This is a genomic window from Bacillus sp. ES1-5, assembly GCF_022487605.1.
Taxonomy (GTDB): Bacteria; Bacillota; Bacilli; order Bacillales; family Bacillaceae_G; genus Bacillus_A; species Bacillus_A wiedmannii.
The window spans coordinates 45,528-59,780 of the sequence record NZ_JAKVPU010000007.1; the positions used below are offsets into that span (position 1 = coordinate 45,528).

Annotated in this window: 11 protein-coding genes; 4 read left to right on the plus strand and 7 right to left on the minus strand. The window is 34.2% G+C overall.

What is annotated here, in order from left to right; all coding sequences use genetic code 11:
- Positions 1–7: 7 nt before the first annotated feature.
- On the minus strand, positions 8–325 hold the full coding sequence (locus MKO96_RS20990; RefSeq protein WP_240588533.1) for a PadR family transcriptional regulator: 318 nt from the start codon (positions 323–325) through the stop codon (positions 8–10).
- A 204-nt stretch (positions 326–529) separates the two neighbouring features.
- Between MKO96_RS20990 and MKO96_RS20995 the strand changes: the two genes are divergently transcribed.
- The 3 genes from MKO96_RS20995 to MKO96_RS21005 are packed head-to-tail and all read left to right on the plus strand — an operon-like array spanning position 530 to position 3,703.
- Complete coding sequence (locus MKO96_RS20995; protein ID WP_240588534.1) at positions 530–1,459, plus strand: AAA family ATPase; 930 nt, start codon at positions 530–532, stop codon at positions 1,457–1,459.
- Positions 1,456–2,619: a DUF58 domain-containing protein gene (locus MKO96_RS21000; protein ID WP_240588535.1), complete on the plus strand. Its 1,164-nt coding sequence runs from the start codon at positions 1,456–1,458 to the stop codon at positions 2,617–2,619. Before MKO96_RS20995 ends, MKO96_RS21000 begins: the two co-directional genes overlap by 4 nt.
- Positions 2,594–3,703: a DUF4018 domain-containing protein gene (locus MKO96_RS21005; RefSeq protein WP_240588536.1), complete on the plus strand. Its 1,110-nt coding sequence runs from the start codon at positions 2,594–2,596 to the stop codon at positions 3,701–3,703. Before MKO96_RS21000 ends, MKO96_RS21005 begins: the two co-directional genes overlap by 26 nt.
- 57 nt (positions 3,704–3,760) lie before the next feature.
- On the opposite strand, the gene MKO96_RS21010 is transcribed toward MKO96_RS21005, so the two are convergent.
- Together MKO96_RS21010 and MKO96_RS21015 are read right to left on the minus strand one after the other, a co-directional pair.
- The gene (locus MKO96_RS21010; protein WP_240588537.1) at positions 3,761–5,218 is read right to left on the minus strand and encodes an MFS transporter; all 1,458 of its coding nucleotides are present in this window, start codon (positions 5,216–5,218) and stop codon (positions 3,761–3,763) included.
- Between the two features lie 303 nt (positions 5,219–5,521).
- On the minus strand, positions 5,522–6,739 hold the full coding sequence (locus MKO96_RS21015; protein WP_240588538.1) for an aspartate aminotransferase family protein: 1,218 nt from the start codon (positions 6,737–6,739) through the stop codon (positions 5,522–5,524).
- A 253-nt stretch (positions 6,740–6,992) separates the two neighbouring features.
- Here MKO96_RS21015 and MKO96_RS21020 point away from each other — a divergent pair, with 253 nt between their 5' ends.
- A complete protein-coding gene (locus tag MKO96_RS21020) occupies positions 6,993–8,372 on the plus strand; it encodes a catalase (protein WP_240588539.1) in 1,380 nt (459 codons plus the stop codon).
- A 140-nt stretch (positions 8,373–8,512) separates the two neighbouring features.
- Here the strand turns inward: MKO96_RS21020 and MKO96_RS21025 are convergent, their stop codons facing one another.
- The 4 genes from MKO96_RS21025 to MKO96_RS21040 all read right to left on the minus strand — a co-directional run bounded on the left by MKO96_RS21025 (position 8,513) and on the right by MKO96_RS21040 (position 14,118).
- Positions 8,513–9,025 carry a hypothetical protein gene (locus MKO96_RS21025; protein WP_240588540.1) on the minus strand — a complete coding sequence of 171 codons (513 nt, stop codon included), beginning with the start codon at positions 9,023–9,025 and terminating at the stop codon, positions 8,513–8,515.
- 112 nt (positions 9,026–9,137) lie between these two features.
- Complete coding sequence (locus MKO96_RS21030; RefSeq protein WP_240588541.1) at positions 9,138–10,892, minus strand: adenine deaminase C-terminal domain-containing protein; 1,755 nt, start codon at positions 10,890–10,892, stop codon at positions 9,138–9,140.
- Between the two features lie 213 nt (positions 10,893–11,105).
- Entirely contained in the window at positions 11,106–13,004 is a 1,899-nt protein-coding gene (asnB, locus tag MKO96_RS21035; protein ID WP_240588660.1) for an asparagine synthase (glutamine-hydrolyzing), read from the minus strand.
- A 166-nt stretch (positions 13,005–13,170) separates the two neighbouring features.
- Positions 13,171–14,118, minus strand: coding sequence for a LysR family transcriptional regulator (locus tag MKO96_RS21040; RefSeq protein WP_240588542.1), 948 nt, complete (start codon positions 14,116–14,118; stop codon positions 13,171–13,173).
- Positions 14,119–14,253: the final 135 nt, after the last annotated feature.

Sequence of the window (14,253 nt, forward strand, 5' to 3'; positions counted from 1 at the left end):
CTTCCAATCACTCCCCTAATATACTATTTCCATTCCTTACAGATCTCTGCAACCTGTTATACTCTAGCTCTAACACTTCTCTACCAATGGGTGTTAACTCATAACACTTCTTTCGATCTGTAGAAGCCACTTCAACTATTAACTTTTCTTTTAGTAACTTCGTCGTATTCCCGTATAAAGTTCCAGGACCGAGCTTTACTTCTCCATTTGTCATCTCTTCTACCATTTGCATAATTCCGTAACCATGCATTGGCTTCACTAGTGATAACAGTATGTAATATGTCGCTTCAGTTAATGGAATATATTTTTGCGCTTTCGCATTCATTATAACTACCTCCGATACATCGCTATCTGATATATCGACTAACGATATATCAGATAGCGATATTGTATAACCATATTCCAAAATATGCAAGTATAATTTAATAATTGGATATTTATTTCTTTAAATTAAAAAATCATATCAATTTTCTGAATAATTTGTTAAAATATAGAAATATCCGTTTATATTTTGAAAGGAATGATACATATGATACATAAATTGAAAGAAAACATAGGATCAGTTTTTGTCGGTAAAGAAAATGTTATTGATCTATTACTCGTTTCATTGCTTGCTGATGGACATGTACTGCTTGAGGATGTGCCTGGTACGGGGAAAACGTTACTTGCGAAAACACTTTCTAAAAGTATTGGTGGTAATTTTTCTCGCGTCCAATTTACACCGGATGTACTTCCGAGCGATGTAACAGGTATTGAATATTTCAATCCGAAAACGAGTGAATTCGAGTTAAGACTTGGGCCAGTTATGACTAATATTTTGCTTGCGGATGAAATTAACCGTGCTATGCCTAGAACACAGTCTAGTTTGTTAGAAGCGATGGAGGAACGACAAGTAACGCTTGAAAAGCAATCTACTCCTCTTCCGAAACCGTTCTTTGTCATTGCGACGCAAAATCCAATTGAATCACAAGGAACTTTTCCACTACCAGATGCACAGCTTGATCGTTTTTTAATGACAATTTCAATTGGTTATCCATCTCCAGAGGATGAACTACAAATGATGCGACGTTTTCGTAGCGATGTACCTCTAGAAAGTGTCACATCTGTTATTTCTTTAGAAGACATTTTAGAAACACAGAAACGAGTAAAAGAAATTTTCGTATCAGAACCGTTAGAACATTACATTATTAAACTTGCTCACGCTACAAGAAATCATGATTACATAGCTAATGGTGTAAGCCCGCGTGCCACATTAGCTTTAGTACGCGCAGTTCAAGCACTAGCCTTTTTACGCGACAGAGAATATTGCACGCCAGAAGATATACAATTTTTAGTTCCTTCTGTTTGGAATCACCGTATCGTCTTATCAATGGACGGTGCATTACGTACGACAAAAAATGATATTATGCAAAGGATTTTAAAAGAGGTTGACGTACCAGTGGAGATTGAACAAACATGAATGGACAGCGCGTTGTAACTGTACCTTTATTTTTCCAACTCCATATTATTCAACTAACTGTCCCAGGCGCTATACTATTTACATTTTTTATGCCACAACGAATCGTTATGTTTCTCTTTTTCTTCTATTATTTATTTGCGATTTTCATTTATAAATATGTCGCTTACATAGAGAAAACATTTGAAGTCGTAAATGAGAAACAAACTACTCGGCTTTTTCCTAATGAATCTGGGCAGTTTTTTATTCATTTAAAAAATGGCGCAAATATACCGCTCGTTAACGGTGTTTGTTATTTTCATTTGAATCCGTCACTACTACCACAAAAAGATCAAGGAATTGAACAAATATCAAAAACACTACTCTCTTTCCCGTTTTCACAACCTGCTCATTCGGCGCAAAAGTGGGATTTAACATTAACCGCAACGAAACGTGGTGTGTTTCAAATTGAACAGTTCGAATGTGTCTTGAAAGATCCTTTTCATCTTTTAACTGTACATTTGCCCATTTTTGATAAATTGAGGACTGAAATTATTGTGTACCCTTCTCCTAAAGAAGTAGCAGGTTTGCAAGAACTTCAGCAACTTTTAACCGGATCCTATCGAACGAATTTTTCTTTTTACAATGATGAAACATCTATTATCGGTGTTAAACGATATGAACGTGAGTCTTTCCGTTCTATTCATTGGAAAGCATCTGCTAAAATGCAAGAATTACAAGCGAAGCAATATGAACCTGTAAAAAATTATAGTTGGACAATTTGTCTTTCTTTAGCTGCTGATCGTGGGTTTGGTTGGAAAGATAATATAGAAGAGCTTATTTCATTTACAACCTACATTTGCCAATACGCAGCGAAACATCAAATACCGTTTGAATTATTTATTAGTGTATTAGCAGAAGGTGGTCCTCTGCACTTACCATTAAACGAAGGACAAATTCATTACGCGAAGACTGTAGAGGAATTGGCACGTATTTCAGACGATAGCACATTAATTCCGAGACAAGGATTCCTTCATTATGTAACGAGAAAAAGAGAACGATCGTCTACAATGATATACATTGGTTTACAGAGAAATGAACTCCCTCTTCTCTCTCAGCCTACGTTTCTCATTAATAACGAAGGGATGGTGGAAAAGCTTGAAAACTTGGCTTTATCACGTTAATGACTTTATTCTGCTGCTCCTCCTTTCGTTATTAACGGAAAGAGATGAACTCATCGGTATTGCTATATTTTTAGTAACAGGCTATGTAGGAGTATTTCTTATCCATAAACTAATGAAGAAAAAAACAACAGGTTTTATCATACTGTTACTTACTCAAATAATCGGTTGTTCTCTCTTTCTCTCTTTCTCTCTATTTGGCACAATAATGTTACCACTTTTCTTCTTTATCGTACATGTAGTCGGACCAGGATATCCAGTTCAAAAATCATTAAGCGGTATTGTTTGGTTTGGTGTTTCAGCTATATTTTATGCGCCCTTTCCACCTTTGTGGAAACTGTTACTGTTAGTAATACACATTATGATTACATTTTGGTTAACTGGGGCTAATCGTAATCAGCAGTTATTACGTTTCGCTTCTCTTATTACGATTGGAATAATTAGTGCTTTCCTCATTCCTATTTTCCCATACATTCGGCTTCTTTTTTCTTATGCCGTACAAGTAGTTGCTTTAGGATTTGGATACGCCATTAATCCGTTATTTTCGGCAGCTGAATCAAAAGAGACTGACGATTTTTGGTCGAATAAGGGAAATCTAAAAGACCCTCAAATTAAGGAAGAATTTGGGCAGCGTCCTTTTGATCCAACTCTCATAAATAGCATTACCATAATAACCTGTGCAGCTATCGCTATTTATGTCGTTTGGAAAATAGTAAAAAAACGAAAATATTTAAGTTTACCAAATATGCCTACCTTCGAATCTACTATTATCACTGGCAAAGAAGGAATGAGTTTAAAACATTTTAAACGAAACAAACCACCACATAACGAAATTCGAAAAGAAATTTTTAAGCTGGAGACTAAATTAACTCCTCCTTTAAACAGAAAACGAGGAGAAACTGTTGAAGCATGGTTAGAAAGAATAAATAGTGAAGAAGATGTAAATATTGAGAGTCATATTATTGTAAATGCTTATAATACAGTGCGTTATTCAAATGAGGAAAACACTGTACTTTTGCGTAAATTTAAGGAAGAGATTCATAAGCTTTACGTGTATCAAAAGAGTTTGAAGAAAAGAAAGAAATAACATAACAAAAAAGACTCCTATTTTCATAGGAGTCTTTTTATACTTCTACGTTACTTTTTAAATAGAAGCGTTTTTCCCTGCTTCAATTTCTAACGACTCTTCATGCCACCAAAGTGTTTCTTCAGGATCTTCTTTAGCAATTAGGTGTGCTTCTTTTTTCGATTCTACTGTAGGATATGAACCTTTTAGCGCACGTCCTGAAGTTGTAACGAATAATACACTAAATACGACTAATCCAATAATACTTACACCTGCTAAATAAAATGCCGGTGCAAGCGGGTTACCGGTTGCATGAACTAAGTATGAACATACGAGCGGTGTTGTACCACCGAATATCGATACAGAAATATTAAATGAGATCGAAAGTGCTCGATAACGTACATCGGTGAAAAATAGTGATGGTAATAATGAAGGTAGCGTTCCTTCATATACACTTAGGAAGAATCCTAAAATGAAAATACCTGCAAATATAGCTGCAATATGTCCGTTACCTATTAGTAAAAATGCCGGAATTGCAAATACAGTTAAACCAAGTAAACCAATTTGCACGACGCGTTTATTACCAATTTTATCACTTAATTTACCGAAATAAAGTGCTAGCGGAATCATAAGTGCCATCGTAATTGAAATAATTAATAAGCCAGTTGTTTCTTTGACTTTAAGTACTTGAGTTAGATAAGAAGGAATATACGAAAGAATCATATAATTCGTAATGTTAAAGAAGGCGACAATTACTGTGCTTAATAAGAAGTCTTTTTTGTGATATTTTAATATATCCATAAATGAAAATTGTTCGTTGTCTTCAGATTCCTCTTGTGCTTTTTCCATCTCTTCAAAGATGGGAGATTCATCTAAATGACGGCGTAAATATAAACCGACCAAACCAATTGGTGCAGCTATTAAGAAAGGAATACGCCAGCCCCAGCTGAGCATTTGTTCATCTGTTAACAATAACGTCAAAATGGTAACAATTACCGATGCAGCAATGTAACCTGAGAGTGTTCCAATTTCAAGACCACTACCGAGTATACCACGCTTTTTATCTGGAGAAGATTCTGCGATATAAACCATTGCTCCTGAATATTCGCCGCCTGTAGAGAAGCCTTGAATCATTCGGGCAACTAAAAGTAGTATTGGTGCCCATACACCAATTTGTTCATAGGTTGGTAGTAATGCGATGAATAATGTAGAAAGTGCCATTAAAATAATAGTAGTACTTAACACAATTTTTCGGCCGTACTTATCTCCTATTCTACCAAAGAATACACCTCCGATTGGTCGAACGAGAAAGGCCACTGCAAAAGTAGCAAATGTAAGTACAAGTTGCAATCCACTATTATCAACACCTGAGAAGAATAATTGACTTAAGATAACCGCTAAATACGCGTATAATCCGAAGTCAAACCACTCCATTGCATTCCCTATACCAGTAGCAACTACTGCTTTCCTGGCTTGTTTAGGATTGACAATATTAACGTCTTGAGGTTCAAAATTTAAATCATTATTTTGTTGCATATAATAAAACAGCTCCTTATTTAATTTAACTTCTTTAAGCACACCTTCTCTTATTGAATAAAATTAATTCGAAGCACTTAAGGAAAATTAATGTCTCCTTATCTGTTATTATTGTTTCACATAATTAATTATTTGTCCAATGAGATGCTCTCTAAGTTAAGTAATTTACTATTTTAAAAAGCTGAAGAAGGCGCTATATGAGTACCTTTTTCAGCTTTTTATTTTTTTACGTAAATTTATTTTTTTACCACTATTTTCTTCCTATTTGCATTAAAAATAAGATGATTTTTTCATAAAGGATTTTTAAACACTTGCTATAGCGGATAAGCTATGAATACAGGAGATAAACTCATAAATAAATGCATCAATTTCTTCTTTTGTAATTATATATGGCGGAAGTAAACGGATGATGTTCCCTTGTGTAACGTCAACTAACATCCCTTTCTCCATTAGCTTTACCTGTAATTTCTTTACGTTTTCATTCGTATCATTCAAACTAATTCCAAACATCATACCAGCATGACGTACTTCCTGAATATAATAAGAATTTTCTTTCTGAATTTCTTGCAATTTATCATTTAGATAGTGTGACGTTTCATACGCTTCTTGCATTAAACCATCGTCAATCAATGTGTTTAATACCGTTAACCCTAAAGCCGTTCCCATTGAAGAATGAGCAAACGTTGTGCCGTGATCTCCTGGTGAAAATACATCACATAACTTTTCACCTACAATAATTCCGCCAAGCGGTATCCCGCCTCCTGCTCCCTTACCAATTTGAATAATATCTGGTGTAATATTGAAATTTTGATAAGCAAACAGTTTACCAGTTCTCCCCATACCACTTTGAACTTCATCAACGATAAGAATGACATTATATTTATCACATAAGTTTTGAACACCATGTAAATATTCACTTGATAAAGGGTATATCCCCCCGCTTCCTAATACAGGCTCTAGCATTATCGCAATTGGATTTTCTTTAACAATTGTTTCTTCTAATTGCTCTATATTCTCACGCTCTACTTCATATACCGGAATCGATGTTTTAGGGAAATTTTGATATACACTTTCTTGTCTCGTAAAATGAAGTGCTCCTAACGTACGCCCATGGAAACTATTCTTCAGCACTGCGATTCCTTCACGTTCCTCACCCGTATTAGCTCTATATTTATCAATTAATTTTAATGTCGTTTCTGTCGCTTCCGTACCAGAGTTTGTAAAAAAGACTTTTCCGTTTTTTAAAGAGCAATTAACTAATTTCTTTGCATACTCAATCGCAACTGGATTTAAAAAATGAAATGGAAGATGCAATGATTTCGTAACTTGTTCCATTGTCGTTTGCACGATTTTCGGATGGTTATACCCTAATACGTTCACTCCGACACCAGAAAATAAATCTACATACTCTTTACCATCCACATCATAAAGCTTGCACCCTTCTCCTCTTTCTATCGCAACCTTCGTACGACAGTAAGTAGGCATCATATATTCTTTATCTAATTGAAACCAATCCGACATTTTAAATTCCTCCTAGTTATTTCATTCTCTATAAAGTCATGTATAAATTCATTTTTCAGATTAATATTTTAATAGTAATTTGCTTCCCGATATTCATTTTTCCATAATTTCTTCTATTTCAACAGGTCCACTACATGTGCATTTTTTTCATCTAGCGGTCTGTTACCATTTTGGACTTTGCGTGTCATACATAATCAAGGCTATGAAATCATATTTAGTAACAATGGACAAAAAAGATTTGGAGGCTATATAGATGGATGAAAACTATGATAAACAGGGGCAACCTTTACTAGGGAATGGCTTTAATGAAAATGGAGAACGTAATGAACAAGCTATACTTCACTCACAAACAGTTGGTTCACGTGGACCAGTTCTAGAGCAAGATAGTGTACTTCACGAGACGTTACAAGAATTTATTCACGAAAAAATTTTAGAAAGACCTGTTCATGTAAAAGGATTTGGTGCGTTCGGTTATTTTCAAACGATCTATCCCATGTCTGAACATACTAAACTAAGTTTTTTACAAACTTCTAATGAGAAAGTTCCTGTTATGGTGCGATTTTCGTTAGCTGTTAGTACGAAAGGAACACCTGATACTTCTAGAAATGTACGCGGTTTTTCCACAAAATTTTATACAAAAGAAGGCATTTTTGACCTTTTATGCAATCACATCCCTGTTTTTTCTGTTCGTGATCCGATGCGTTTCCCTGAAACGATTCAAGCATTATTGCCTTCACCTAAAAATAACTTAATAGACCCTAATAGATTTTGGAACTTTGTCGCTAGCGCACCTGAATCCATTCATTTCGTTGTCCATTTATATTCTGATGCTGGTACGGCCAAAAGTCTGCGCCATATCCCAGGACATAGTGTAAATACATATGTTTGGAGAAATGTAGATGGTAATCGAAAGTATGTAAAGTATCATTGGTACCCATTTGAAGGTGTTCAATATATTACTAGTGAGGAAGCAAATAAACTGGCTGCCGAAAATCCTGATTATAGCGGGAAAGATTTATATGATGCAATTGTAAATGGTAAACCAGTGGAATATGGTTTATATGTCCAACTCATGGATCCGAAAGATGAAGAACATCTTTCTTATGACCCTTTAGATGATACAAAAGTATGGGATGAAAAGTCGTATCCTCTTATACCAGTAGGCAAAATGATATTAGATAAAAATCCTGAAAATTATATGGAGCAAGTAGAAAAAGTCGCCTTCTCCCCATCTAATTTACTAGACGGCGCTGAATTATCAGATGATAAAATGCTGCAAGGGCGAGCTAACATTTATAGTGATTCTCAAAGAAGAAGACTTGGACCTGAATTCCGCAAATTAACGATTAACCAACAGCAAAATTGGACACCTGCTAATCAAATAACGAGTGGTGACGGAAGATACGTTGAAGGTAAGCTTGAAAGAACTTCTATTACGAAACAGGATGACTTTACACAGCCTAGTGAATTTTATGCGAAGTTAAAACCGGCAGAAAAAGAACATCTTGCTGAAAACTTAGCTAGTGATTTGAAAGTTATATCCGATGATATTAGAAAGGTCGTTTTGGGGTATTTTCATAAAGTGTCAGCTGATTTGGGGAATAAAATTGAGAGTGCAATGCAAAAGCTTTGAGAATATAAAAAAACGTCATTTTTAATCTTTAAAATGACGTTTTTTTATGACGAAATTACTAGTAATTTCTACCGCCTCATTTACAATTCTTAACGAAATTTTCCCCCTTCAAAATTTCCGTTATTTCATTTTAGATTATGTTACTCATTTCTCTTTTTCATATAATCTTTTTCACATTGCAACGGCTTGAATTTCACTTTTTTCCCTTTCTTCTTTTTCGTTTTTATAACGAGCCATTCCCCTTTTTCAACATCTAGGTTTAAGTGTTTCATTACATTGATATTATCTTTTTCCTTATAAAGTAAAAATGCTTCTTGTCCCCTCACGAATAAGCTAGGCTGCTCGCTAAATCCACCACTATCATAAATTTTAGTTAGCGAATTATAATAAGAATCATTTTCTCTTCCGCCATACATTAAATGTGCAGCATCCAGGTCTCTTTGACTAACTTCCCAAAAACTGTGTTCATCAATATTTAAATCAAACGTAGATTGAATGTCCCTCATAATGTTTTTCACATACTTCTCATCTCGAATTTTCATTTTTTCAAGACAATCAGAAGATAGCTCTGGTGCATCTGTTTGAGAATGTACAACTTGTTGAATAGATACACATAATATAAATACAGTTAAAATATACAATATTTTTTTCATACTTACGTTTCACCTCAAGTAATTTAGATGCTATATTATTTGAGGCTTATAATATTCTTATGCTAACAATGTGAAAACCCCTATAAATTAGACTTTTATAGGGATTTTCATTTTAATATTGCTTGATCAAATTCACCGGTGAAGCCACTACCTTACTATTTTTCACGTCATATAGTCCTATAGGCGTTACCCGTATAAAAGGCAAGTGCGTCGCAGAAAAGAATAAAATTGTAAATGCTGGATCATTATACGCGTAACCACGCTCTTGCAATAATTTCACCAACTGTTTCTCTTCCTGTATTAATTCATTCATTTTTAACTTAGACATAATCCCGAGCAATGGTAATGCGATTTCGTGTAATACTTCATTCTTTTCAGTTATTACCATTCCCCCGCCAAGCTCTTTTACTCTATGAAAAGCTGTAAGCATATCTTCTTTGTTCTTTCCAATAAGAATGATGTCGCCGGTACCAGAATAAGAGCTAGCAAGCCCACCAAATTCTTTCGCAAAACCTTTGACTACTGTATTCACTCGCCACGTACCGTCACGAGCAATCATCATTAGAAAACACTCATCATGATCTAAAGAAAGTTCATCACAGTTTAAATCAACATCAGTCGTGTATGGTTTTGTTATAACGTTATTTAATAATTGTATTCCTATTTTATTGGTAAAAATCATATCCTCTTTTTCTATAGACCAGTCTAATAATAATGGAGTTACTTTGAATTTACTCCAATCTATAAGTAAGGATTCATTTTTATTTACTCCATCACGCTTTACCCATTTCCCCTTTGCAATTACGCTTATTGGAACCGGGTTTTCTTTACTTTCCAAAATATTAATATTAGCAATTCTACCTGTCGCAATTGAACCATGTAGATGTTCCATATTATAATAACGAGCAATATTATAACTTGCCATATGATAAGCATCTATTATTGGAACTCCTTGTTTTATCGTGGTAGCTATCATTACGTTTGTCATTCCATTTTCATAAAACGAAGGATGTGAGCCGTCTGTAGTAAGAATGAATCTATCAAACTGCTTTACGCCTAGTTCCAACAATTCTTTCAGTAACACTTCTAAATCTGGGCGGATTGAAGAATTTCTTAGGGAAACCGTGTAACCTTGTATAAGACGAGCGAAAGCTTCCTGCCCTGTCATCGCCTCATGATCACAATCTGTACCTAACAGTTTTAACTTCGCTAAAGTCGTTTCAGATGCACCTGGAAAATGCCCTTCCACTTTTTTATGTAATCGTTTCGTTTCCTGCAACCACTGTAACATTTCATCATCGCCATGTAATAACTTTGGCCACGCTGTTAGCTCACCGCCTTGAAGAACTGCTTTATGCTTTAGCCACTCTATTATTTCTTCACGATTAAATAAAGATTCCCCGTTTTGCAATTCAGTCTGTCCATCAAAACGACACCACCAATACATACTTGCTGGAATCTTTTCAAATTCATCTAATAAACGAAATGCTTCTTCACGTTGTAATGTGAAAAATAAAGTTAAATTATCATTAATAAAAGTCGTTGTCCCAAACTGCATCGCATAATTCGCTAAAGTTTCAGGATTATATAATTGATATGGATGTGCATGAGGTTCTATGTAACTTGGAACTACATACTTTCCATCACAATCAATGACTTCACATTCATGCAGTTGCGCTGGCAGCTTTTCCCCTACATAAACAATCCGGTCATCATAGATCCAAATATTTGCTACTGACCAATTACGTAAGTAAGAATTTAAATACGTTGCATTCTTTAATAAAATATGCGGGCTTCTCTTACCATCTACTACTTCGACATGTTCTCGTAATTGTTTGTTACTCCATTTAAAGTGATTTTGTTCCACTGAATTCAACTCCAAATCATCTCTTGGTTTTTTTAATTAAAACACAAAATAATTAACAAACTAAAGTATTCTCTATTCATAACTCCACTGTACAAATCCCTATACTCTTCCATTATATTTAATAATTTCAAGAATAACAATTTTCAAAATTAATAGCATGCCTCTTTGACCCAAAATAAAAAAGATGTCATGCAACTGACATCCTTTTTATTTTTATACTAAACTATAAGATTCACTTTCACTTTGAAATACACTTGTATCGTATTTATGTTCTACATAAACTTGATGCCATACCATAAATGCTAGTACTGTCCATATTTTACGGCTATAGTCACCTTTATCTGCGCAATGTGATTCTAATAAGTTTAATACGTAATTTTTATCGATTAAATGTTCTGTTTTACTTTCTTTAATAATGTTAACAGCCCATTCATACATTTCATCTTTTAACCAGTGACGGATTGGAACTGGAAAGCCTAGTTTTTTTCGATCTAATACATGATCTGGAACGATTCCACGTACCGCTTCACGTAATATTACTTTCGTAGTTCCATTTGTAATTTTTAATTTTGTTGGAATGTTAGATGCAACGCGAAAGACTTCTTTATCTAAAAATGGAACTCGTAATTCTAACGAGTGAGCTGTAGACATTTTGTCCGCTTTTAATAAAATATCTCCGCGCAACCATGTAATCATGTCTATATACTGCATTTTACTTACATCATCGTAGTCTTTACTCTCGTTATACAATGGTTTTGTAACGTTCGTATATTTTATATTTTTATTGTAATACTTCATGAATTTCATTTTCTCTTCTTCACGGAAAATTTTCGCATTTCCATAATAACGATCTTCAATCGGTGTACATCCACGTTCTAAAAAACTTTTTCCTTTAAACCCTTCTTTTAGTGCTCCACTTAAAGATTTTAGCACCCTTTTCCCTGGAGCTGGAATGTAAGAAAATATTTTTAAAGAGTTCGGTTCACGATAAATATTGTATCCACCAAATAATTCATCTGAACCTTCACCAGAAAGTACGACAGTTACATGTTTACGTGCTTCTTTTGCAACGAAGTACAACGGTACTGCTGCTGGATCAGCTAACGGATCATCCATATGCCACATAATTTTAGGGAATTCGTCCATAAATTCTTTCGGCGTTACAGTTACACTATAATTTTTCAAACCTAGCTTCTCAGCAGTTTCTTTCGCCACATCTACTTCACTAAAACCACGGTGCTCAAAACCAACTGAGAATGTCAGGAGATTCGGATTCATTTCTTTTGCGATAGAAGCAATAATAGATGAATCAATTCCACCAGATAAGAATGAACCTACTGGAACATCACTACGCATATGCATTTTTACTGAATCGTATAATACATCACGAATCGCTTGAATATGCTCCTCTTTCGTTGCGTTTGAAGCATTGAAATTTGGCTTCCAATAGCAGTGTATCTCCATCTCCTTACCAATTTCTTTCATGAAATAATGACCAGGTTCAATTTTATGAATATCCGTTGTTAACGTATTTGGTTCAGGTGCATATTGGTATGTAAAATAATGTTGCAAAGAAATTGGATTAACACCTTTCTCTTGCATTGCACACATTATACTTTTCTTTTCAGATGCAAAGAATGTTGTATCTCCTTCTTCTGCAATATAAAGTGGTTTAATACCGAAATGGTCACGTGCACCAAATAATTTTTTCTCTTGCCGATCCCAAATAACAAAAGTATACATGCCACGAAAGTAATTTACACACTCTTCTTTTACTTGCGCATATAACGCAACAATAACTTCCGTATCTGAATGAGTAGCAAAACTTGCTCCTTGCTCCTGTAACATTTCACGTAATTCTATATAATTATAAATTTCACCGTTAAACATAAGTACATAACGTTCATTTTCATACGTTAATGGTTGATGTCCTCCATCCAAATCAATAATGCTTAATCTTCTAAATCCAAATTGTATATGCTCATCACGAAAGTACCCTTCAGCGTCTGGACCTCGGTGGTATAAAAGGTTCGTCATATTTTCAAATCGTTTTATTTCACATTCCGAATAATCTCTTACAGTATTATACATACACCCTACATAGCCACACATTTTTTTACCTGCTTTCATTTTAACTAATTTCTCTTAATCCTTTGTAAGCTCAAAAGTTTTAAGCTTTAATTTAATTATAAATCCGTAGCAATATAGAGCAATGTAGCTTTTTCTATCATAATGATTGATACTATCTATCATTCAACGATAATTACTGGAAATTGAACTATTCATTAGTTAATGCACGGATTTGTTTTTTACTTTGTTCTGACATAGGAAAACCTAACTTGATAATTTCATTTGTAAGCAATTCAATAAAGTTTCTCGTTCCGAATCCGATAAATTTATCTTTACGTAAAATAAGACTTACTTCCCGACTAATATTTGGATTTACAATTGGAATAGCTAACAAATCACTCTCTTCATTAAGATCTAATAAAGTTTTAGACACAATTGTTACCCCAAATTCACTTCTTACTAAATCAAACAACGAATCGATACTAGATGTCTCAATAATTGGGTCCAGCGAAATTTGTTGCGGAACACATGTATAATTCAATAACTTTCTACATTCATGGCTTTCTGGGAACAAAATTAATGGTAACTTGTTCAATTCAGAGAACTGGATTTCCTTTTCATTCGCTAATGGATGATTATTTGCTGCTACTAAAAACAACTCTTCCCTATATAATGGTATTTTTACAATTTTCTCATCTTCAAACACATAGTCAGAAGAAACGATTGTTACAGCAAAATTAACTTGGTTCTCGTTAATTAACGGCAAGATTTCATCCGAACTAATTATTTTTACGGCTACTTCAGGGTAATTTTTATGAAAGTCCAATAATAAAGTTGAGACTAAATCTGTTAGCTCTCCAGGTAAAGTAGCAATTGAGATTTTCCCACCCTTTATCTCTTTCAATTCACCTATTCGTTCTTTTGCATTATGTAATGCATTGAAAATCGTATTACATTCTTTTGCTAAAATGTATCCCACATCCGTTATAGCGATTTTCTTTCCTAATCGATCGAATAACGGCATACCTATTTCATCCTCGAGAGCTTTAATTTGATGACTTAATGTAGGTTGTGTAATACCTAATTTATCTGCTGCTCGTGTAAAATGCAGTTCCTTACAAAGTGTTATAAAATACTCTAATTGTCTTAATTCCATATAAAAATAATCTCCTTAATTAGTTAAGTGACTTCTCAAAATCCTTCTATTCCCCATATACTTTATCATTTCGTTCATTCATAAAAAACGTAATTTCTCCTAATTAAATGTATTAGAAAAAATTACGTTCCTTAT